We start from the raw sequence: 23,516 nt of genomic DNA on the forward strand, positions 1-23,516 counted from the left end.
TGTGAAAATTGAAATCATGTGAACGCACCAATTCGTTTCTAACGGATGGGGTGATTCTTTTATTAGAGGGTATACCTGCTCACGGTGTAGTAGTATGTAAAATTTTTAGATAATCTATTGTTATTTATTATGATATTTGATGGACCTTATCGTTTAGGTCTTTTATGTAGAAAAAGTATGAATTTGTACAGATACCTCGCTTTAAACCTATCTCTTATAATTAGTATTATAACCAAATGTAACCGCTTTCAAATAAAACTCCAATACTTATCATTAGGCGATCATTCATTTGGGTTTAGTAAGGAATGTATCCAAAAAATGATATCAAGGGGGAAAGAAGAATGAAGCTAAAATTATTTACGATGATGCTGGTTATAGCAATGTTTGCGGTATTTACTGGGTGCTCACAAAATTCCGGATCTAATGCGCCTAAGGATGAGCCAACACCAGCTCCTACAACTGAGGCCGTCGATGAGACGGCAACTGAAGCGCCACCTTCAACTGCGCCAGTCGATGAGAAGATTGACTTCAAAGGCGGAACGATCCGCATCGGGCAATGGTGGGGAATGGAAAACTATTTGAATGAGGAAGAGAAGGAAATGCAACGCAAAGCAGAGGAAAAATACAATGTGAAAATTGAGTATGTAACCGTACCTTTCGCTGAGATTCAATCAAGAATAGTAACAACTTCCGTAGCAGGGCAGCCTTTTGCCGACATTATTATGATTCCGACGGAATGGGCTATTCCGAAGATGGTTAAAGAGGGGTATCTTCGCAATATTGACGACCTAGTGGATATGAAAGACCCTAACTGGAATCAAGTTATGTTGAAGAATGGTAGCTACGGCGGGAAGCAGTACAGCTTCACCGACAAGGACAATAACGGCAATGGATTCTACTATAACAAAACGTTAATTCAGAAATTCGGTTTAGAAGATCCTTATGAATTGCAGGAAAAGGGCGAATGGACTTGGGATAAGTTTCTAGCGATGACCAAAGCCGCTACGAAGGATGGTGTATTCGGCGTAACTCCCTATGATACAGCTTCGAGCCTAACGCTTCCTTTCATTTACTCCAATAACGGATCTGTAACGAAAGATGACCAAATTACATTCGAGGAACCGGAAGCATTAGAAGCTATTCAGTTTGTCTCCGATTTATACAATGTTCATAAAGTTGTGGGCGGATCTTTTGTGGAAGGTAAAGCGCTATTCTATCCTGGAGCTCGTTGGGTTTCAGCAGATTTCAATGGCAGCTTGGCTGATGACTGGGGTTATGTATTCTTTCCTAAGGGTCCTAAAGCAACCGAATATGTTGTTCCAATAACTGTAAACATGTGGCATCTGATGGCTGATGTAGAAAACCCAAAAGCAGTTATGACAGTTTGGCAGGAGCTTTATGAGAGAAACCCTGAAAAAGGCTATGATGGCGTAATTCGTGGAGAAGAAGCTAACTTTAGAAGTGAAGAGGGCCTCAATACGCTGCGTAAAATGCTTGGTAACGGAACGGTGATGCAGTTCTTTGCCTATGATGGCTTCCAGGGCTATTTCAATGAAGCGATTAATAATATCATGACAGGAAAAGCGACACCTGCAAGTGAGCTTGCGAGAATTAAACCGCTTGCTCAGGCTGCAATTGATGTGACTGTGAAGAAATAGGATTTGGTTGCATAAAACGCTGCGCGCACCCCAATTCATTTCTATGGTTGGGGTGCTGCTCATAAGCGGGAAGGGGGATTCCATATGGCCAATGTCAATAAATATGGAATAGTCAAGGTTGTACTTTTAGTGACGCTTTCTGCTGTGTGTATCCTGCCCCAGAGCTTTCAATCAAAGGGGATGTCTACGGTAAAGGCAGCCTCTAATGCTGCTGATACTTCTGAAGCCATCTCGGAGCAGATGCTCGGTAGTAAGAGTGAGGACGGATACGACCAATATTTGGTGAAGCATCAGAATGCGCCTAGGCCTGAGCAAGAGATTATCATCCCAGGAGATACCTTTTCTAAAGTGGTAGATATGAAGGCTAACGTCGTTAACGACATGGCTGGATTGGCGGGCAATGCGGTTGAATCGGATGAAACGGGAAGTATCTCATGGGAGTTCGATGTAACGAATGAAGGCTTATATAATATTGCAATACATTTTTATCCAATGGAGGGTAAGGGTGCGGATATTGACCGTGAGCTGCTGGTTGATGGAGAAGCTCCGTTTGCTGAGAGTAAGAATTTGGTGTTCGGAAGAGTGTGGACGAGCAAAGCGGAAATTGCACGTGATAAGCGTGGGAATGACACCCATGTCCAGCAGGTAGAGCTGCCGATGTGGCAGGAGACGTACGCACAAAGTGCGGATGGTCGCCACAATGAACCCTATTTATATTACTTTACACCAGGGAAGCACAGCATCACTTTAGTTTCCGCAAAGGAAAAGATGCTGATTAGTTCTATCAAGCTGAACCAAGTTGAACAAGCGAAGGATTACGAAGCGGTTGCCGCTGAATATGAATCGAATGGTTATAAAGATGCTTCTGATGTAATGATCAAGGTTCAAGGGGAATTAGCGGATTTGAAGTCAAGTCAAGTACTTTATCCGATGATGGATCGCAGCAGCCCGTCTACCGAGCCTTATCATATGTCTCAAATCCGACTCAATACGATTGGCGGCTTCAACTGGGCGGAATCCGGTCAGTGGATGACTTGGGATATAGAAGTGCCGGAAGATGGACTTTATAATATCGGCATTAAATACAAACAAAGCTTTCAACGAGGTATGATTTCTTATCGCAAGATGTATATTGACGGCAAGCTGCCGTTTCAGGAGGCTGATGGCATTGCCTTTGGTTTCTCAACGAACTGGGAAATGAATGAGCTTGGAGACGGGAAGAGTCCGTACCAGTTTCATTTAACGAAAGGCAAGCATGAGATTAAGCTTGAAGTGACACTCGGAGAAATGGCATTGCTGCTGCGAACAGTAGAGTCCAGCGTGCTGGATCTAAATTATATTTTTCGGCGCATTATTATGGTGACGGGCACGGTACCGGATGAATATCGGGATTATCAGCTTGATAAAAAAATTCCAGAGATGATTGAAGTCTTCACCAAACAAATTGATGTCTTGAAATCTATAGTTGAGCGTGTAGAGAAAATATCTGGTGGCAGCAGTGATCGCACAGCTACATTGAATCGGCTCATTTTTCAGCTGCAAGACATGGTAGATGCTCCAGAGACAATAGCACGCCGGTTAGAGACGTTCAAATCCAATACGAGCTCATTAGGAGATTGGATTTATTCCATCAATTATATGCCTTTATCGATTGATTATCTTGTCATCGCCTCTCCTGATAAGAAAATGCCTGCTGTCAAAGCGAAGTTTTTCAAAAGAATGAAGCATCAAGTAGGCACGTTCATGCTCTCTTTCTTCACCGATTACAATGTGCTCGGTTCGACGGAGAAAGGCAGTAAAAAAATCACGGTGTGGATGACGCAGGGTATTGATCAGGCAAAAATTGCGAAGCGACTTATTGATGAGTCATTTACTCCTGAAACCGGAGTTGCCGTCGACATAAAAGTGGTCAGTGAAGGCGTGCTCATGCAAGCCATGCTGGCAGGACGCGGTCCTGATATTTCATTCGCTCTGCCGGAAGATAAGCCAATCAATTATGCCTTACGGAATGCAGTGGAGGATTTATCAAAATATCCTGGGTTCAACAAGGTGAAGCAGCGCTTCCATGAGAGCGCATTCGTTCCTTATGAATTCAATAAGGGAACATTCGCACTGCCTATTGAGCAGCAATTTCCGGTTTTATTTTATCGGAAGGATATTCTCGAGGAAATGAATCTGGAGATTCCGCAAACATGGGATGATGTCTTTGAGATCATTCCTGAGCTGCAGAAGCAAAACCTGTTATTCGGCTTCCCTATTCAGGTTTTGGTGAAAACGGGGGCGAACGTACAAGATAACGCTACATTGCCGGTTAACTTTACCTTTGGTACGATGCTGTTCCAAAACGGTGGGGAAATTTATCGCAAAGGTGATAAAGCCAGCGCACTAGATACTGAGGTGTCCGTAAAATCATTTATCGATTGGACGGAATTATATACGACCTATAAGCTGCCGTTAACGACCGACTTCGTCAACCGTTTCCGCAGTGGAGAGATGCCAATCGCGATTGCTGACTATACGAGATTCAATCTCATCAACGTCGTTGCACCGGAGCTGAAAGGACTATGGAATTTTACTCTTGTTCCAGGACTTGAGCAGGCTGACGGCACTATTCACCGAGAAGTGCCTGCAACTGGAACCGCTGCTATTATGCTGAAGGACAGTAAGCATAAGGAGGAAGCATGGTCCTTTCTAGATTGGTGGACCAGCACGGACGTGCAGGCGAAGTACAGTCTTGAAATTGAAGCCATTTTCGGGCCGGCTGGAAGAACTTCCACAGCTAATCTGGAAGCGGTGGCTCGGATTCCTTGGCAGGTGAAGGATTACAACGTATTAATGGAGCAGTGGAAATGGGCAAAGGGATTGCCTGAGGTTGCTGGCGGATATTTCACTGGCCGTCATCTTGACAATGCGTTCCGCAGCGTCGTTATCTCTAACGAGGATCCACGTGAAGCGATAGACCATTATACGAAATTTATTAATGAGGAAATTGTGAAAAAACGAAAAGAGTTCGGCTTGCCAAACTAGAGAGAGGGGGCGGTTGTATTGTCCGACCCAAATCAAGCAAGCATTGAATTGCAGGGTCCAAGCAGATTGAAGAAGCAGCCTAGCGAGAGGCGGAAGAGGCTTGCTCATCTACGGGGCGAGATTAGTGTGAAACGGCATGGCTATGTACTCCTTGCTCCATATTTCATACTCTTCTTTATCTTCACCGCCTTCCCAGTCCTTATGGCATTCGGACTTAGCTTCACGGATTTTAATGTACTTGAAGCGCCAGGCTGGGTGGGTTGGGAAAATTATGCCAACTTGTTCGTCAAGGATGAAGTGTTTCTAATTGCTTTGAAAAATACGCTGCTGTTCGCGGCGATAACCGGTCCGCTCAGCTATATCGTTTGTTTCTTTCTTGCATGGCTCATCAATGAGCTCTCACCTAAGATAAGGTCTGTTATTACGCTTCTATTTTATGCGCCCTCGATTTCAGGAAATGTATATTTGATATGGCAAGTTGCCTTCTCCGGCGATTCTTTCGGCTATATCAATGCATTCTTGATGAAATGGGGTTTTATTCTTGAACCGATTCAATGGCTGCAGGATCCCAAATACATGCTGGCGATTATTATGCTGGTTCAGCTCTGGTTAAGCCTCGGTACAGCCTTTCTGGCTTTTATCGCTGGATTACAAGGAATGGATATGACGCTAATTGAAGCTGGAGCGATCGATGGCATAAGAAATCGCTGGCAGGAGCTGTGGTTTATTACATTGCCTTCACTGCGTCCGATGCTGATGTTTGGCGCGGTTATGCAGATTACATCTTCGTTCGCGGTCGCAGATGTGGCAACAAGCCTGGTCGGCTTCCCAAGCCCGCAGTATGCGGGACATACAATAGTAACGCATCTGAATGATTTCGGGACGATACGTTTCGAGATGGGCTATGCTAGTGCGATTGCAACCGTATTATTCGCTATTATGCTTGGCTCGAACTTGGTCGTGCAGAAATTGCTTCGGAAGGTGGGTGACTAGAGAGCATGAATATAAGCTTTCGTTTGCGTCGAGAGAAAAAACTCAATCGTTCCCTTCCTGTTGATATAGCGCTATTTCTAATATTGGCAGGAGCGGGAGCATTCATGGCAGTGCCTTTCGTTTTCATGATCAGCACTGCGTTAAAGCCTTTGGATGAGATGTTCCTGTTTCCTCCAACATTTATTGTACGTTCTCCGACAGTGGATAATTTTTATGATTTGTTACTTATTTTTTCTGATTCATGGGTACCGCTTTCTCGTTATGTGTTTAATACGATCTTTGTTGCATTAACCGGTACGGTCGGGCACGTCATTTTAGCTTCCATGGCAGCGTATCCGTTAGCGAAGCTGAAGCTTCCAGGCGGCAATATCCTATTCGGGATTGTTATCCTATCGCTGATGTTTGCTTCTCAGGTAACTTCCATTCCCAACTATTTAACGATTACGTGGCTAGGTTTACTTGACTCTTATTGGGCGCTGATTTTCCCGGCTCTAGCAACTTCGCTGGGTTTGTTTCTAATGAAGCAATTTATGGAGCAAATCCCTGATGCGATAATCGAAGCCTCGAAGATTGATGGTGCGAGCGAGTACCGAATCTTTTGGACCATAGTAATGCCAATGGTTAAGCCAGCGTGGCTAACGCTTATTATTTTCTCCTTTAAAGGCTTATGGGGAACAGGCAGCGGGGGCCAAGGCGCTTCCTATGTGTTTAGTGAACAGTTAAAAACGATGGATTATGCCTTTAGCCAAATTTTGTCCGGAGGATTTGCTCGTTCAGGTCCGATGGCTGCCGCTGCGCTCATTATGATGCTTGTGCCGGTCACAATCTTTATAGTGACGCAAAGCAGCGTTATTCAGACAATGTCGACATCAGGCTTGAAAGAATAAAAGAGAAAGGGGGGAACGCAATTGGCGTCCATAAGGGGCATTGCATCATTTCTTATCCTTATGTGCTTCATTACCGGCTTCGCTGTTCCGGCTTATGCTCTGCCTGATCATGGATACAACTATTCCTACTGGGAAGAGGCGGAGCCTGCGCCGTATCCTTATCTGGCCGAAAAGCATGTGGACGGATCGGAGCTTGGTATTGGCCATTTTAATGTTCCGCAGGATTTATTTGTTGCCAAGGATCATCAGATTTATATCGCAGATACAGGAAACAATCGGATCGTCAGCTTAGATGAGAATGGCAAACTTATTCGTACGATAGACGGCTTCGACAATAACGGCAAGAAGGAAACCTTCAACAAGCCCTATGGCGTATTTGTCGATGCTTCACAAAATATTTACGTAGCGGATACGTACAACAATCGGATCGTTAAGCTCAGCAATGATGGAACTCTCATTGAATCGTTTGGAGCTCCTGAGTCCAGCATACTCCCGGAAGGGTTTCAATATTTCCCCTTCAAGCTGTACGTTGATAAGTTTGATCGGATTTACGTGATTGCGCAAGGTGCCTTTGAGGGGATTATGGAGCTTGACGCTTCAGGTGGTTTTAAAGGTTATATCGGAACGAACAAAGTGAGATTTAATCCAACTGACTTGCTGTGGAAACGTTTATCGACCAAGGAGCAAGTCGGGAAAATGGAGTTATTCCTGCCAGTTGAATTCAGTAATTTGGATGTCGATGATCGTGGCCTAATCTATGCCGTATCTTCGGAGGCTAATTCGAATACACCAATTAAGTGGTTTAATCCCAGTGGGGAGGACATATTGCGCCGTGAAGGCTATTTCCCTCCGATGGGAGACATCTCGGTTATTCGTCTTGACCCTACAAAGAGTGTAGTGCTTGACCCCAAAAATAGAGGAAGCTCCAGATTCATTGATGTAGTATCCGATGAAAGTGGCATGTATAGCGGCTTAGACTCCACTCGCAACCGCATCTTTACCTATGACCGCGATGGAAACCTGCTCTATCAATTTGGGGGAATAGGTACACAGGCTAATAACTTTCAAAAACCGGTTGCCCTTTCAATGCTCGGAGAGCGAATAGCGGTTCTGGATAATGAGATGAACCGGATGACGATTTTTGCGCCGACTCGCTATGGCAAACTAATCCGGCAAGCTGTAAAGGCCCATTATGCGGGCAAGGTGGATGAAGCTGCTGATTCATGGAATAAGGTGCTTCAATTAAACGCTAATTTCGATATCGCTTATATTAGTATGGGCAAAGCGTTTCTCAAGAAAAACGAGAACAAGATGGCCATGAATTATTTCAAAAATGGAAATAACAGGAAGTATTATTCAGAAGCTTTCAAACAATACCGCAAGCAATATGTATGGGATCATTTCGGTACCATTATGACGGTTCTACTTTCCGCTTCCGCGCTCTTCGTTGCGATCCGTATCTATTGGGTCAAAAGAAAGCCGAAGCTCTACTTTGTTGAAACCAATATTGTAAAAGCGCCTTTCTATACAATGATGAGACCTTTCAACGGATTCTGGGAGATGAAGTATGAACAGAAGGGTCGAGTGAAAATTGCGCTGATTATTCTGTTGTCTCTTGTCGTGACGATGATTTTGAAGCGGCAATACTCGGGCTTCGTTGTTAATTTCAATAAGCTAAGCACGCTTAACAGCGTGGATGAGCTCATCTATATTGTGCTGCCTTTTATTTTGTTTTGTGTGGCTAACTGGTCACTGACAACATTAATGGACGGTGAAGGAAAGTTTCTTGAGATTATTACGGCTGTTGGTTATTCGCTGCTGCCGTTAATTATTTTGTACCTGCCGCAAGTAGTATTCAGTAATATGATTACGCATGAAGAAGCCCCTTTTTATTATTTGATTGAGTCTGCAGCTATTTGCTGGTTTTTGTGGTTGTTGTTCGTGGGTATGATGACCATTCACCAATACTCTATTTTCAAAACACTACTGACTTTATTCCTCACCGTTGTAGTCATGGTTTTTATTGTTTTTCTATGCATCCTTTGCTTTAGTTTACTGCAGCAGATGACCACTTTCGTCATTTCAATCTATTCAGAAATCAGGGCAAGAGCGTGAGGAGGTGCGTACATGAATAAGGGAAAGAAACGGACGATATTGATGATGCTATGCTGTCTTATCGCAGCATCATGCCTATACGAAACCATGTTCAGGAGCGAGATGGAGGCTGCGAACGAGAGTCAGCCAATGAAGAAAGATAACCACGAAGTGACTATCGCTTCCGAAATGAGCGCACTTCCCGATGGAATGGGTATGATTGCTGAGAATGAGTATCTGCAGCTATTTATCGATAAGAAGACGACTGAGGTCAGTGTGAGGGAGAAACGCAACGGGCAAGTATGGTCGACCAATCCAATTGATCATGCCAAAGATACGATTGCAACGGCAATTAATAAAACCAATCTAGCCTCACAGCTGATTATTTCGTACTTCAATGACAAAGGGCATGAGTCCTTTATGAACAATGAAGAAGAGAGCATTAAGAAGAATCAGTTTGAGATTACTCTCGTTGATAACGGCGTCAAAATCACTTACGAAATCGGAAGCTCAGAGAAGGGTCTAAGTTCTATCCCGAAAGCTGTCGGCAAAGAACGGTTTGAAGAACGAATCTTGAACAAAATTGCGGATGAAGCAGTTAGAAATAAGCTTCGTACTCGTTTTTTCTACAACGAGGAGAAGCAGCAGTATGAGCGCAAAAAAATGCAGGATTATGTCGTAAAGGACGTCGTGGCGGTTCTTGAGTCCATCGGCTATACGGCCGAAGATGCACAAGAGGATATCCAGATGGTGGAGAGTGGAGATCAGGCGGAAAATGTGGCACCTCGATTTACTATCCCGCTTATCTATCAGCTTGAGGGTGAGAATCTCATTGCACGAATTGCTACGGATGAGGTGACTGATTCGGACGCATTCCCCCTTCATACGATGCAATTACTTCCATTTTTCGGAGCTGCTGATAATGGGACTGAAGGTTATATGTTTGTGCCGGATGGATCAGGAGCACTCATTTATTTGAACAATAACAACAATGCAGCACGTGCCTATGAGGTTCCGTTGTATGGCATCGATCAGACACCGCTGCAAAATTCGAGAACTCAAGTTCAGTATACACAGGTTTCTAGATTTCCTGTTTTTGGAATGAAACAGGAGAATCACGCTATGTTTGCCATTATTGAACAGGGCGATGCCCAGGCAACAATAACGGCGGATACGAGCGGCAAGCTGAATAGCTATAATCGCGTAGGTGCCACTTTTAAAATGAAAGACATGGAACCAGTTGTGTTTAGAACGGGCTCGGTTACCAAGCAGGTTCCTAAATATTCGGAGATGTATGATAGTGGCCTTCAAATTCGCTATGCTTTTTTAGAAGATTCTTCTGCTGATTATACGGGAATGGCTAATTACTATAGAGACTATCTGATTAAGCACTATGGCTTGACTCGGCATAAAAGCGGGAGTGACACTTCATTCGTTCTGGAGTTAATCGGTTCAATTCCTGTTCGTAAAAACTTTGTAGGTATTCCTTATCAATCTACTGAAGCGGTAACCACTTATTCACAGGCGATAGAAATACTGGAGTCTTTGAAGCAACGTGGCATATCCCAAATCCAGCTCAAATATTCAGGCTGGTTTAACAAGGGCGTTCAGCACAGGCTGCCTTCATCGATCAATCTGGATTCTATTCTTGGTGGAAAAAAGAAGTTTGAGAAATTATTAAATTATGCAGAGGAAAACAATATCGAGGTATATCCGGACGTTGCTTTTCAGAGGGTTTATGAAAATGGCAAGGGCTTTAAAGCATCAAAAGATGCCACGCGCTTCCTTAATCGTAAATCTACTAAAAGCTTTGATGATGATATTGTAACAACCAATCCTTCAGATATGCTCTACTATTTGCTCTCACCTCGTAAATTGACGGGCGTGGTAGATAAGTTTCTGAAGAACTATGAATCATTTGACTCCGATGGCGTTTCCTTACGTGATTTGGGAGAGGATTTAAACAGTGATGTTACCTCTCATGAAACCGTTAACCGCCAGGAAGCCATAGGGATTATAGGTGAAAATCTGCAGAAGATTAAAGAAGAAACCGGGAAGATCATGCTTAGCGGAGGGAATGCTTACACATTGCCGTATGCAAAGACGATCGTAAATGCTCCGCTCACGAGCAGTGAATTTAATATTGCTGACGAAGATGTGCCCTTCTACTCTATGGTTTTGCACGGATATGTGGACTATGCCGGAACGCCTATAAACCTCGGCCGTGATCAAGATCAGAGAACCGCCTTGCTAAAAACGCTGGAGACAGGATCCAATGTATTTTATCAATGGTTTTACGCACAGCCTACTATTATTCGTGATACGAAGCTGAACAGCTTATATTCTCCGCATTATGGAGATTGGTTTGAGGAGGCCGTTCAACTATATAACGAATCCAACGCTATCTTAAGAGATGTGCAGGATCAGACGATTAAGGGCCACCGCAAGTTAGCTGATGAAGTATTCGAAACAACGTTTGAACAAGGCAAAAAAATAATAGTGAACTACAATAAATCAGCGGTTACAGTAGACGATATTTCTATTGAAGCACAGGGCTACCGCGTGATCGGCGGTGGATTATGATGAAGCGTAAAAGTCCGACGCTGCAGCAGAAAAAGTCTAGACTAGGCATTCTTTTCGTAACACCTTGGTTTCTAGGCTTTGTTTTCTTATTTAGCATTCCACTGTATAAGTCCTTTCTGTATAGCTTAAATACGCTAACTCTTGGTAAGGGCGGCTTCGATACCAAATATGAAGGATTTTCATTTTATAAGCAGCTATTTATGTCGCATCCAACGTTCAATCGAACGCTGATTGAGGCAATTTCTGATATTTTGATTAATGTGCCGTCCATTACGATATTTAGTTTATTTGTCGCAACTTTGATTAATCAGAAATTTAGAGGAAGGATATTTGCGCGAGCCGTATTCTTTCTTCCGGTACTTCTTGCAGCACCCGTGCTATCACTGGAGAACAGTTCCGAGATGGCATCCATCGCCTCGACGATTACGGGTTCTTCAAGTGAGGATGGAGGCTTTGCTTTTACTAGCTTTGAGCTTCAGCGAATGCTGGTTGAGGCGGGTGTAGGTAATGGGATTATTAGCTACATTACAGGATCTGTGGATCGGATTTATGAAATTATCAGCTCATCTGGTGTGCAGATACTGATATTCCTTGCAGCGCTCCAATCGATCTCACCATCTTTGTATGAAGCAGCGAAAATTGAGGGGACGACCGGCTATGAAGCGTTCTGGAAAATCACTTTCCCGATGCTTAGTCCTATTTTACTGACGAATATAGTGTATACCGTTATTGACTCCTATAGTACAAACGCATTAAGCCAGATGATAACGGATACGGCGTTTCAAACACTTAATTTCAGCCTCAGCGCAGCGATGGCTTGGGTGTACTTTCTTATCGTATCCGTCATTCTACTTGTGACCATGACACTCGTTTCACGCAAAGTATTTTATTACGATTAACAGGCAAAGGGGGGAATACAGTGAAGCTGGCCATCCGTTCAAGCGCAACAGCATGGAGAGAACGTGCAAGGCGATTCAGCCTCCTTAATTGGAGTAAGCATTGGAGCTGGGTGATTGTTCGAACGATACTCGTGATCGGTTTTTGCTTTGTGATTTTATATCCGCTGTTTTTCAAGCTATCGGTGTCGTTTAAGGATCGTGTGGATTTGTATGACACAACCGTACTTTGGATTCCGAAAAACTTCACATTGGATACGCTAAAAATTGCCTATGAGGCGCTCAGTTATCCGAAGACATTCATGAGCTCATTTACGATTGCGGGAGTATCGACTCTCCTGCAAGTGATTTCCTGCTCTCTGGCGGCATTTGGATTTGCACGATTGCGCTTTAAAGGGAGTAAGATCTTATTCGGGGGCGTTATTTTTACTATTATCGTGCCTGTACAAACGATTATGATTACAACTTATCTCAATTATCGTTACTTTGATGTATTCGGTCTTATCCAGTTGTTCACCGGACAAAAGGGGATTAATCTTCTGGACAGCTATTGGCCATTTATTCTTCAATCTGCTACCGGTATGGGAATAAAGAGCGGTTTGTTTATCTTCATTTTTCTCCAGTTTTTCCGAGGCATTCCTATGGAGCTGGAGGAGGTTTCTTACATTGATGGATGTACCGTTTTTCAATCGTTTTACCGCATCATGCTGCCTAATGCCATTCCATCGATCGTTACAGTTGTCCTGTTCTCGTTCGTGTGGCAGTGGAATGACAATTATTTCGTCTCTCTATTCCTGACATCGACAGATGTACTATCGACCAAGTTGCCTGTCATGTGGGCTTCCTTCTCTATGACGGACCCACTCTATGCCTATATGGTTAAAAACGCGGGCGAGCTGCTGTTTATTGCACCGATCGTACTCTTGTATATGTTTGCACAGCGCTATTTCGTAGAAAGCGTTGAGCGCAGCGGATTGATAGGGTAAATGATCTTGGTAGGTTAAATCAGCCTATCAGGAAAGCCATTTCGTGTACAATGAATAAGTCATCATAAGAGGATGATGGAATTTTTAGGGCTATGACCCGTTGCGTACTTCCATCGTACCGAGGCGCTCGTTTTTTTGCAAAGCGGATATTTAACGCTCTACAGGAATGCTAACGGATCTGTTGCTGATAAACGGTAAAGAAATAGGCAATTTCCGACCAATTTTGAATCGGAAGTTGCCTATTTTTATTGAATAGACTATCAGGAATACAAAAACGTAAGTTTTTCAGTGGCCTCGTTCAGTGCAGGAATCATCTCTAAAGTGTAGCCTAGCTCTCTTTTTTTAAAAAAAGATGTCCTTGGATTTCTTGTTTTTCGACACCATTCAATCTTTACAATAATTTAAACGCTTTAACTTAAATTAATATATGATTACTTTTTCTTCTGGGAATGATGAATAAAAGCGAGAAATAAGGAGAGAAACTTGAAATAAACAGGTAAATATCTTCTAAATTAATCAAGAAAACAGCCTTGGAAGTGATTGACAGAGTTTGCCTTAAAGGATAAACTCTTTTTGAAGATTAAAGCGCTTAAACTTTAGAAAGGGGATGTTGCACTAAATGAGGGGGTGAAGCCAAGGGTGAATACAAATGAAATGCTGAATTCTGCATCAAATATTTTTGACAGCGTATTCAAAGAAACGGACTTTCAGGTTTATTGACATTTAGTTTTCATTATGGAAAAGAAAAGAGGTTAAGTATATGCATAGCAGAAGGAAATGGAAAAAATCATTTCATGTAATGACTTGTATGTTATTAACGTTCATGATGTTGACAACCACTTTTTCCAGCTTTGCTGCTGCCGCGGATGAACCATCAACAGTGAGCAATGGAGCAGAGAAGGTTGCGGAATGGATATTTCCGAATGGAGGCGATAATGGTATCTCCTTAGCGACAGGCGGTGCTTACGGAGCGGCTTCCTTGTTCCAAAATGTCGGAGGAACCTATGAATACTACAGCGAGAGCGACAAGCATCTTAGTTATCAAGGCTGGAGCGGTGATTTTAGCCAAAAATATTGGCTTGCTACGATCTCTACTAAAGGCTTTAAAAATTTAACCTTGTCATCGGAACAAACCTCTTCCGGCTCCGGCCCGCGTGATTTTAAAGTGCAGATGAGCACGGATCGGGCGACATGGACAGATGTGCCGAACACTGCGGTTAAAATGACAAAAGGAGTTTATATTTGCCCGCCTAACGATGAATGCAAACTGAAAAACATTGCTATTCCAAGTGAAGCGAATGATCAGGAGCTTCTGTATCTTCGATGGGTCGTTAGCTCGGGACAGAACACAAATGGTAATGGTGATGGAATTGGAGGCGGAGGCTCCAGCAAAATCAGAAACATTCTGGTTCAAGGGGAGCGTATAGATAACTCGGCCATTAGTGTACCGACTATTGATGTGGTTAAGCTTCCAAAGGACACGACTGAAAATGTATCGTTGGATGCTCCATTGACCGTGAAGTTTAATAAGGCCATTTCTCTAGACACAACATCTGTTGTAAGCATCGTCGACAATGAGAATAATCCTTTAGCGGATGTTTCACTGGAAGTTGTAGGTGGAAACACGCTCAAGATTAATCATCCTCATTTTAGTTATGGCAAAACGTATACGGTTTCTGTACCGAAATCATTGATCAAAGGTACAGACGAAGTGGCTCAGGTTCGCGATTTGACATGGAGCTTTAGCACACAAGAATCGCCTTTCTTGCCGAAAATGATCAATATGACATTTAACGGTGATCCCAAGACGAGTATTGCTCTAGCATGGTATACCGATACGATGACAGACTCTGTCGTTCAAGTCGTTGAGGCTTCTAAAATGCCAGGAAATGTCTTCTGGGCAGATGGAGCGGCTAACTATAAGGGAACGGCGGAGGAAATTCAAACCTATGCGACAGAAGGTGATCGTGATTCCAAGACATTCACGAAATTCATCAGTCACAAAGCAATCGCAAACCAACTGAAACCGGGTACAGTGTATAAATTCCGAGTTGGCAATGGAGAAGAGGGCAGCTGGAGTTCTATTGGTTCATTTACAACGGATACAGCAGCTAACCAACCTTTCCGCTTTATTGCAGGATCGGATTCGCAGGCTTCTGATAAATCTAATTTTGAACCATGGGCAGATACATTTAGGAAAGCAGTCGATTATATTGGCGATCCTAAGTTTCTGATCAGCGCAGGCGATTTGGTCGACAATGGAGATTTGGAGGAGCAATGGCAGTGGATGCTGGGCTTAGCACAGGATTCTCTAACGAATGTTCCTTATGTGCCTGTACTTGGCGGTCATGAAGTGAATGACTATGACGGTGATGTAACGACGCCTAATAATAACTTCTATAACCACTTCAACTTGCCAAAGCAAACGGTAGCCGGTACGGATGAAGGTTCTGTCTATTCCTTCGAGTACGGCGACGCGCTTTTCATGGTATTCAATTCCCAATATGAAGGCGGACTTGCTGCGAATGGGAAAGATGTAGAATGGGCGGACAAAGAGTTCTGGGATCAAGTGGAATGGATGCAAAACACAGTAGCGAAAAGTGATAAGAAATGGAAGTTTGTTACTTTCCATAAGGGGCCTTACGGGGCTGGCGACAATTCAGCGCAATGGGAAGATGAGCGAGTTCAATTTTACAAAAAATATCTCATTCCTGAATTTGACCAAATGGGAATCGATATGGTGTTCGAAGCCCATGATCATATGTATATGAGATCATTCCAAATGTTAAATGATGAGATCATTAAAGATTTTAAATTAGATGAGAATGGCAATGCCATTGACCCTAAAGGAACAGTCTACCTGATGTCTAATGCGTTCGGAAATAAATTTTATGAAAAAAATAACCAGCATTATATTGATGAAAATGGGGAAGCGCAAGAAATAAAGGATGAGAACGGCAATCCCATTCCCTATGATGATTACTTTGCTGAGATTGACACACAACCATTCAAAAAAATGTTTACGGATGTGTCTATTTCGGATAAAGTGCTTGCTTTTACCGCATTCACAGCAGCTGTTTCCGACGAAAAAGCTGAAAATACAGTTGGAAATGGATTGAAAGCTTATGATGATTACGGAATCAGAAGAACGGATACCAAGCCGGAGAAGGTAGAGAACGTCAAGGTGAAGCTGGTCGGAAATAAAGCGATTCTATCTTGGAATAAGCCTTCTACAGGAACAGAGCCGGTTAGAGGATTTAGAATCTACGAGAAGAACGATAAAGTAGCAACACACTGGAGCGAATATATTTCAACGACTGGAAATCAAACAGAGTACAGCTTAGAAATTAAAGACATCAATCCTAATAAGAAATATGATTTTATCGTTAAGGCCGTTGGAACGAGAGACAACTCTGCTCCGGTAGAAGTAACAACGATTGAAAATGGGGCTGAGAATGAACCGCCCTCAGCACCAACAAGCTTAACTGGTAAAGCCGTATCCCCATATCAGAACGAATTGACGTGGGCAGCATCCTCAGGGAACATCGTGGTGACAGGCTATAATGTGTACCGTGATGGTCTGAAAATTGGCGCAACAACAAGCTCGAAGCTATCCTATTCTGATACAGGTTTAGCTGCAAACAGCACTTATAAGTATGAAGTGAAGGCACATAATCATGAGGGAACCGAATCGCTTGCAAGCAATTCGATTAGCGTGAAGACGAAGCCAGCCTCTGCGGGTGAAGGCCCACTCAAAGCTTTCCCTCAGCATACAGCTTATGCGGAGGGCACCATTAAACCAAATCATATAACGCAATCTGATATGGATAATACCGTGTCGAGATTATATGACGAGTGGAAAGCGAAATATTTGAAAGAGAATCCATATATACCAGGCCAATATTATGTGTGGTATGCGGATGGAGACTGGTTTAAAGAGAATGAAATTACAGTTTCTGAAGCTCATGGCTATGGAATGCTGATCACAGCTCTCATGGCAGGTCATGATGGAGATGCGAAGAAGTATTTTGACGGCATGTATCGTTATTTCAGAGCACATCCAAGCGAGATCAATCCAGACCTAATGGCTTGGCAGCAAGCCGATAATGGTAAAGCAATTATTGACATTAACGGTGTGGATTCAGCTACGGATGGAGATTTGGATATTGCCTATGCACTTCTTCTTGCGAGTGAGCAATGGGGCAATGACGGGGAAATCGATTATTTGGCTCAGGCTCGTAAAGTAATAAAAGCCATTATGGATAGTGAAGTCAACCAAACGGATTGGGTATTAAGAATTGCCGATTGGGCAACAAGCGGTAAGTATGAAAATGCTACGCGTCCTTCGGATTTCATGCTGCAGCATATGAAGGACTTTGCTGTTGTTTCCGGCGATGGCCGTTGGAATCAGGTTGTAGACAAAACCTATAATGTGATGGAAAGTCTTTATAAGAATTTCAGTCCGAACGCTGGTCTGCTTCCAGACTTTGTCATGAAGGATACAGACAGTGGAAGCTTTATACCTGCACCACCGTCCTTCCTGGAATCAGAAACGGACGGAGATTATAGCTATAACTCATCCCGTATACCATGGCGTATAGGTACAGATTATCTCATTACAGGGGAAAAGCGTGCAAAAGATCAGTTAAGCACATTAAATGAGTGGATTCGTAAAACGACGGATAACGATCCGCAAAAAATTATGGCTGGCTATAAATTGGATGGATCGGAAGCGATCGCTGATTATCAAGATATCACCTTCTCAGCTCCACTAATGGTTAGTGCAATGATCGATTCGTCCAATCAAGAATGGCTTAATAAACTATGGGAATATAATACTGCTGTAAAGACGGAAGATGATTTGTATTTTGGCAATAATCTCCGTTTGCTCAGCATGATTGTCGTATCCGGCAACTGGTGGACACCGACCATCGTTGATACCGATGCGCCTTCTGATCCATCGAATTTAAAAGCAGAAGCGGTTTCCAGCTCTCAAATTAATTTGACGTGGTCACCTTCTACTGACATTTTGGGAGTAGCAGGGTATAAAGTTTTCCGCAATGGAATTGAGCTGGCAACAACAACGAGCACATCTTATAGCGATACGGGGTTAAACTCAGAAACAGCTTACCAGTATTATATAATCGCATTCGATCATACGAATAATTTCTCAAAGGCCAGCAATGCGAGAAATATTACTACACTTAAAGCGTCAACTGGCGGCAATACAGGCGGCGGCACAGGTGTTACTGAAATTGTATCCACAAATGGAAAAGCAACAATACCTGCTGGTTTTTCTGCAAAGGTGAGCTTAGTTGAGAAAATGAAAGTCATTATCCCAGCTGGAGCAACGGATAAGGAAATTATGTTGACCATTGAAGAGCTGTTGGATACGACTAAGCTTTTCTCTAAGGATGATCTTCCTCTCAGCTCGGTATTTGAAGTGTTGAAAAATATTTCAGGTAAATTCAACAAGAAAGTTACACTCGTCTTTGAATTTAATTCATCGCTGCTAAAAGAGAATCAAACGGCTGGTATATTCTACTTCGATGAAACGAATAAGAAATGGGTACTTATTGGAGGCAAAGTGACTGGCAATAAAATTGAAGTTGAAGTTGATCACTTTACGAAATTTGCTGTAATGGTTATGAATAAAAATCAACTGAACTTCAAGGATATTGAGGGTCACTGGGCGCAGCTAAACATCCAAAAAGCAGTGGCGGAAGGCTTTGTTAATGGCTATTCCGACGGCACGTTCAAGCCGAACCTCTCAGTAACTCGCGCGGAGTTTGCAGTGATGATGATGCAAATACTGAAGCCGCAAACAAGCGGCAGTGAGCTGTTATTTAAGGATAAGTCAGCAATCGGCGCATGGGCTGTTAAGGCAGTAGCTCAGGCTGTTGAAGCTGGTATTATTACTGGCTATGAGGATGGCAGCTTCCGTCCAAGTGCAAGCATATCAAGAGCAGAAATGGTTACTATGATCGGAGAAGTTACTGGTATTGACGCAGATGCGACCGGTAAAACAGGCTTTGCAGATGATAGTGCTATTCCTGCATGGGCTAAGAATGCTGCAGAAACGGCGAAAAAGCACGGTATTGTACTAGGACGCAGCGGTAATAATTTTGTACCGAATGGCGTTGCTACCCGTGCTGAAGCGGTTACTGTGCTGCTGAAATTGAAAGAAATATTGGAAAAATAATGTCTGGGTTTTACAGTCATTTACGCTTTGCATCGGAGCCGCCTTATGAGTCGGCTCCGTCTTAGTGCGCCCAGCATACAAGGGTAAAAAAGAAGGACATTCTATTAATTATTGTAGAATGTCCTTTATATCCAGTGAATTTTTTTACATACTACTAACTTCATTGCCAGTTCTCCCGCGATAGGCATGTGAATGGGGATGAGTGCCGTCAATAGTGGTATATCCTTCAAATAAATGATAGTGTCCTCCACCGGGAAGAGCGATGGCTGGACCGGTCGTTCCCTGAATAAGGTGGGTATGGCCGTTATTCAGTGAAGTGACAGTTTGATATCCATGTATATGAGGCACCCCGGTTGGTGCAGCAGCGGTCCAACTCGCATATTGATGAGAATGTCCGTCATCGATGGAGGTTTCACCGAAAAAGGCATGAACATGGACAGGGTTTCCATTCCAAGACGTTATATATAGCTTATGCGAATGATGGCTATCGTCCTCTTCGGAAGTTCTCATCACAAATCCGGAAACAGGAATATTCATTTTTTGCTCCCTTCCTAATGAGTTAGGTACGGAATTAGTCTATGAAGAACCATGTTTGTCAGGAAGCGACTAAAGCCCATAATGAAAACAATGATGGGAGCTTTCGTAGCTTTTATTTTCAATGTAATAGTTAGGGCTAAAATCATTGTAAAAATATCTTTGAATACCTTGCCAGATTCAAGTTCTTCCTGTGGGGATAAATCTGAGACTAACAGGTTCAATGAAGAGTTACGAATTAGCAATAATTAAGCGTTAGATTGAATTTTATACATTCATTTCCATACGCGTTTTTGCTTGAAAATCTCTTCCACATAAAACAGTCTTATGGTTCTGGAACCCTTCTAACTCTAACTTTAACGTACAAGTGAGTAGTAACAATTGACAGGTTGTTTGTTCAGTATGGAAAGTTTATACTTTTGGCAGTTAAGTAGGTGTAAACAGGAAGGGGAAGGAAATAGGATGAGTCCAATTCACTATGATTCGCTAAGACGTGCCATTCCGACCGGGTATGACCAGTACAGGGAAGATATTGCCCACGGCAAAATTGAAACGGTTGAATATTTCTCTAAAACAGTAGGATGCAAGCGTAGAACGATGATTTACATCCCTCCAGGTTACCCGGATGGTCAAGGGGAATATAACGTTCTTTATTTATTGCACGGTATCGGCGGAAACGAAGAGGAATGGTACAATCATGCGGGTCCGCAAGTGATTCTTGATAATTTGTATGCTGACAACAAGCTTGCGCGCATGATTGTGGTTCTACCTAACGGCCGTGCCATGCAGAACGACCGGGCGGAGGGCAATTTATTCGACGCGGACAAATTAAAGGCGTTCGAGGATTTCGAATCCGATTTGCTTTATGATCTCATCCCTTATGTGGAATCGAACTATACGGTTCTGACGAAGAGAGAGAACCGTGCTCTAGCCGGTTTATCGATGGGAGGAGGACAATCGCTCAATATCGGATTAGGCAATCTAGATCATTTCGCTTGGATTGGAGGTTTTTCCTCTGCGCCAAACACGAAGGAACCCGAGTTGCTTGTCCCGAATCCGGAAGATGCGTCGGCTAAGCTGAGTTTGCTCTGGTTGTCATGCGGACTTCTGGACAATCTTAAGCATGTCAGCGACCGGACACATGCGTATTTGGAGAGGAACCATGTGCCCCATATTTGGTACGAGGAAAGTGGCGGGCACGATTGGCCGGTTTGGAAAAACGATTTATACCATTTTTCCCAACTCATTTTTAGATAACCTGTCTAGCGACTGTTCTCTTAGAGGTACACCATTGAAATAAAAACTATGGTTTTATAGTCATTTTGATTCTCAACAATCGGGGCATCACCTTAGTGAGGTGATGCTTTTGTAATTTTTATTCCACTTTAATTTGTGCTCCAAGGGAGTTATGTCATGTATTGGTTATCTCAATGCGCATATCGTCTAGTTGGTGAACATTCAACCGAAGGAGGGGCCAAGCTACCTTCGTAGCTAGGTTACCTGCGTATGGCGAAATCTGTGCATAGAAGCGGACAGACAAAAGTGATCAAGATCGAGTCTGCTCTATGGAGACGAAACACGAAGAACAGACAACGAGGATGATATTTGGAAATCAGGTTAAGAGGTAACTTTTTAATAAATGAGATCACCTGGGATAGAGAATTCCTAATACCTGCTTCATGTTCGAGATGTCTTTCGCGACAACGGAGCAAGTGCCGCCGTTCCAAATCGTGCGCAAGCTTGGAGAGGAATTATAGGCTTACATGAAAACACGCCAGTTCCGGCGTGTTTTTTTGTATGCTGTCGGCAATCGGCTTCCGATTTGTGCCTCGTTTTTTACATCAAGTAAAGAATAGGTAACATTATAAAAGATTGACTCTTGATTTTTTGGTGATCAATCATGGAGAATAATAATCATGCATGATTAATTCGTTGTCGAGAAATGGGGTTGTCAACTTGCAGAAGCGAATATGGAATAAGGCTGCGCTCATGCTCGCCGTATTCATGTTTATGCAGACGCTTACGGCGTGTGAGAATAAGGAAGCGGCAGAGAACCCGGATACAGGCGGTGCGGAACAATCGATGTATACGGATTTAGGCTTAACCAAATATAATCCTCCGATCGAAATTTCGCTCGTACGGGAAATAGACGAAGATTTTACTGATTTGATTGCCAATTTTCCGGGGGAGACACTCGATAACAATCGGTGGAGCCAGCTCTACGAGGATGTGCTTGGCATTCGGGTTAAGTACGAATGGACTGCTAAAAGGGATCTCTATCAACAAAAATTAGGATCTGCGTTAGCATCGGGCAACATACCCGATATCGTTAGAGTGAATGCGCAGCAGTTACGGCAATTGGCAAACGAAGGACTCATGCAGGATTTAAGCAGTGTGTACGAGCAGTATGCAGCGCCGTTCACCAAGGATGTGCTGAACCAGGAAGGGACGGGGCCGTTTGAGGCGGCAACGATTGACGGGAAGCTGATGGCGATACCAGAAACGTCGGCATCGATCGAAGGCGCCCAATATCTATGGATACGGACCGATTGGCTGAAGCGGCTCGATTTAAAGCCGCCAGAGACGATGAATGATTTGCTCGCGATTTCGAAAGCGTTTACAGAAAATGATCCCGACGGGAATGGCAAAGACGACACATACGGGCTGGCGCTCACGCAATATTTGTGGGATCCCGTTATGGGGGCATTGGACTTTATGGCGGGTTACGGCGCTTACCCAAACATTTGGTTGGAGGATGATACGGGAAAGCTTATGAATGGAGCCGTTCAGCCGGAAGCGAAAAAGGCGCTCGCCGTTCTTCAGCAGATGTACCGCGACGGACAAATCGATCCGGAATTTGCGTTGAAGGACGGTCGCAAAGAGAAGGCGATGATCTCGGAAGGGAAAATCGGCATCATGTACGGAGAGCAATGGGGTTCATTCGTGGTTCAAGCGAGCTACGAGAAAGATGCCGATGCGGACTGGCAGCCGTACCCCATTGTGTCAGATAGCGGTCGGTTGCCCAAAGTACCGCTTCGCTTCGCGACTACGCAGTTTTTAGCCGTCAAAAAAGGGGTCGAGCACCCCGAAGCGATCGTGAAAATGATTAATTTGCATCTGGAGAAAAATTGGGGCGTTACGGCCGAATACGAAACCTACTACAGCACTCCATATCCGGCATGGCAGCTTTCGCCTTTTACTCCCGCGCCATTGCTCAAAAATTATGAGGCTTTTCTGCAGTTGGATGAATTCCGGACCACGGGAGACGAAGCGGTGCTGCATGATGAGGCTAAAGCGATCAAAAAAAACATCGATTCGTATTTGACTAAAAACAGCGTAACCGGCTGGGGGTGGGAACGTACTTACGGGCCCAAGGGGGCGTTCTCCATCTTCAGGGATTATGAAAAAAACAATCAGCTGCTCTACGAGAAGTTCGTCGGCGTTCCGACGCAAGCGATTATCGAGAAGCAATCCATATTGGACGATTTGAAGCATAAAACATATATGAACATTATTCTCGGGCGGCCTATCGAGGAATTTGACCGCTTCGTCGAAGAATGGTATCGATTAGGCGGATCGCAGATGACGGCTGAGGTAAACGAGTGGTATGCGCAGAAAGACAGTGTATCCTAGAAAAGAAGTGGGTTCGTTCATTG

Annotated in this window: 12 protein-coding genes; 11 read left to right on the plus strand and 1 reads right to left on the minus strand. The window is 43.6% G+C overall.

All coding sequences use genetic code 11. The features are described from left to right. Nucleotides 1-341 precede the first annotated feature (341 nt). The 9 genes from AC787_RS03990 (at nt 342) to AC787_RS04030 (ending at nt 19,326) form a co-directional block, all read left to right on the plus strand. Nucleotides 342-1,658 carry an ABC transporter substrate-binding protein gene (locus AC787_RS03990; RefSeq protein WP_054023606.1) on the plus strand — a complete coding sequence of 439 codons (1,317 nt, stop codon included), beginning with the start codon at nt 342-344 and terminating at the stop codon, nt 1,656-1,658. Nucleotides 1,659-1,742: 84 nt separating this feature from the next. Beyond that, nucleotides 1,743-4,685: an extracellular solute-binding protein gene (locus tag AC787_RS03995; protein WP_054023607.1), complete on the plus strand. Its 2,943-nt coding sequence runs from the start codon at nt 1,743-1,745 to the stop codon at nt 4,683-4,685. An 18-nt stretch (nt 4,686-4,703) separates the two neighbouring features. Continuing rightward, nucleotides 4,704-5,678: a carbohydrate ABC transporter permease gene (locus AC787_RS04000; RefSeq protein WP_082360620.1), complete on the plus strand. Its 975-nt coding sequence runs from the start codon at nt 4,704-4,706 to the stop codon at nt 5,676-5,678. A 5-nt stretch (nt 5,679-5,683) separates the two neighbouring features. Next, nucleotides 5,684-6,565: a carbohydrate ABC transporter permease gene (locus AC787_RS04005; protein ID WP_054023608.1), complete on the plus strand. Its 882-nt coding sequence runs from the start codon at nt 5,684-5,686 to the stop codon at nt 6,563-6,565. A gap of 21 nt (nt 6,566-6,586) precedes the next feature. Further along, complete coding sequence (locus tag AC787_RS04010; RefSeq protein ID WP_054023609.1) at nt 6,587-8,680, plus strand: YIP1 family protein; 2,094 nt, start codon at nt 6,587-6,589, stop codon at nt 8,678-8,680. 12 nt (nt 8,681-8,692) lie between these two features. Further along, on the plus strand, nt 8,693-11,242 hold the full coding sequence (locus tag AC787_RS04015) for a DUF5696 domain-containing protein (protein ID WP_054023610.1): 2,550 nt from the start codon (nt 8,693-8,695) through the stop codon (nt 11,240-11,242). Continuing rightward, the gene (locus tag AC787_RS04020) at nt 11,239-12,141 is read left to right on the plus strand and encodes a sugar ABC transporter permease (RefSeq protein WP_321166097.1); all 903 of its coding nucleotides are present in this window, start codon (nt 11,239-11,241) and stop codon (nt 12,139-12,141) included. The genes AC787_RS04015 and AC787_RS04020 overlap by 4 nt, the downstream gene beginning before the upstream one ends. A gap of 20 nt (nt 12,142-12,161) precedes the next feature. Then, entirely contained in the window at nt 12,162-13,124 is a 963-nt protein-coding gene (locus tag AC787_RS04025) for a carbohydrate ABC transporter permease (RefSeq protein ID WP_321166098.1), read from the plus strand. 760 nt (nt 13,125-13,884) lie between these two features. Further along, nucleotides 13,885-19,326 carry a glycosyl hydrolase family 8 gene (locus AC787_RS04030; protein WP_054023611.1) on the plus strand — a complete coding sequence of 1,814 codons (5,442 nt, stop codon included), beginning with the start codon at nt 13,885-13,887 and terminating at the stop codon, nt 19,324-19,326. 144 nt (nt 19,327-19,470) lie between these two features. Here AC787_RS04030 and AC787_RS04035 read toward each other — a convergent pair whose 3' ends face one another. Further along, nucleotides 19,471-19,863, minus strand: coding sequence for a YmaF family protein (locus AC787_RS04035; protein ID WP_054023612.1), 393 nt, complete (start codon nt 19,861-19,863; stop codon nt 19,471-19,473). A 459-nt stretch (nt 19,864-20,322) separates the two neighbouring features. Here AC787_RS04035 and AC787_RS04040 point away from each other — a divergent pair, with 459 nt between their 5' ends. After that, a complete protein-coding gene (locus AC787_RS04040; RefSeq protein WP_054023613.1) occupies nt 20,323-21,117 on the plus strand; it encodes an alpha/beta hydrolase in 795 nt (264 codons plus the stop codon). Between the two features lie 663 nt (nt 21,118-21,780). Beyond that, on the plus strand, nt 21,781-23,493 hold the full coding sequence (locus AC787_RS04045; RefSeq protein WP_235560894.1) for an extracellular solute-binding protein: 1,713 nt from the start codon (nt 21,781-21,783) through the stop codon (nt 23,491-23,493). The last annotated feature ends 23 nt before the right edge of the window (nt 23,494-23,516 follow it).

The organism is Bacillus sp. FJAT-28004, assembly GCF_001280845.1.
In the GTDB taxonomy this organism is placed as follows: domain Bacteria; phylum Bacillota; class Bacilli; order Paenibacillales; family Paenibacillaceae; genus Pristimantibacillus.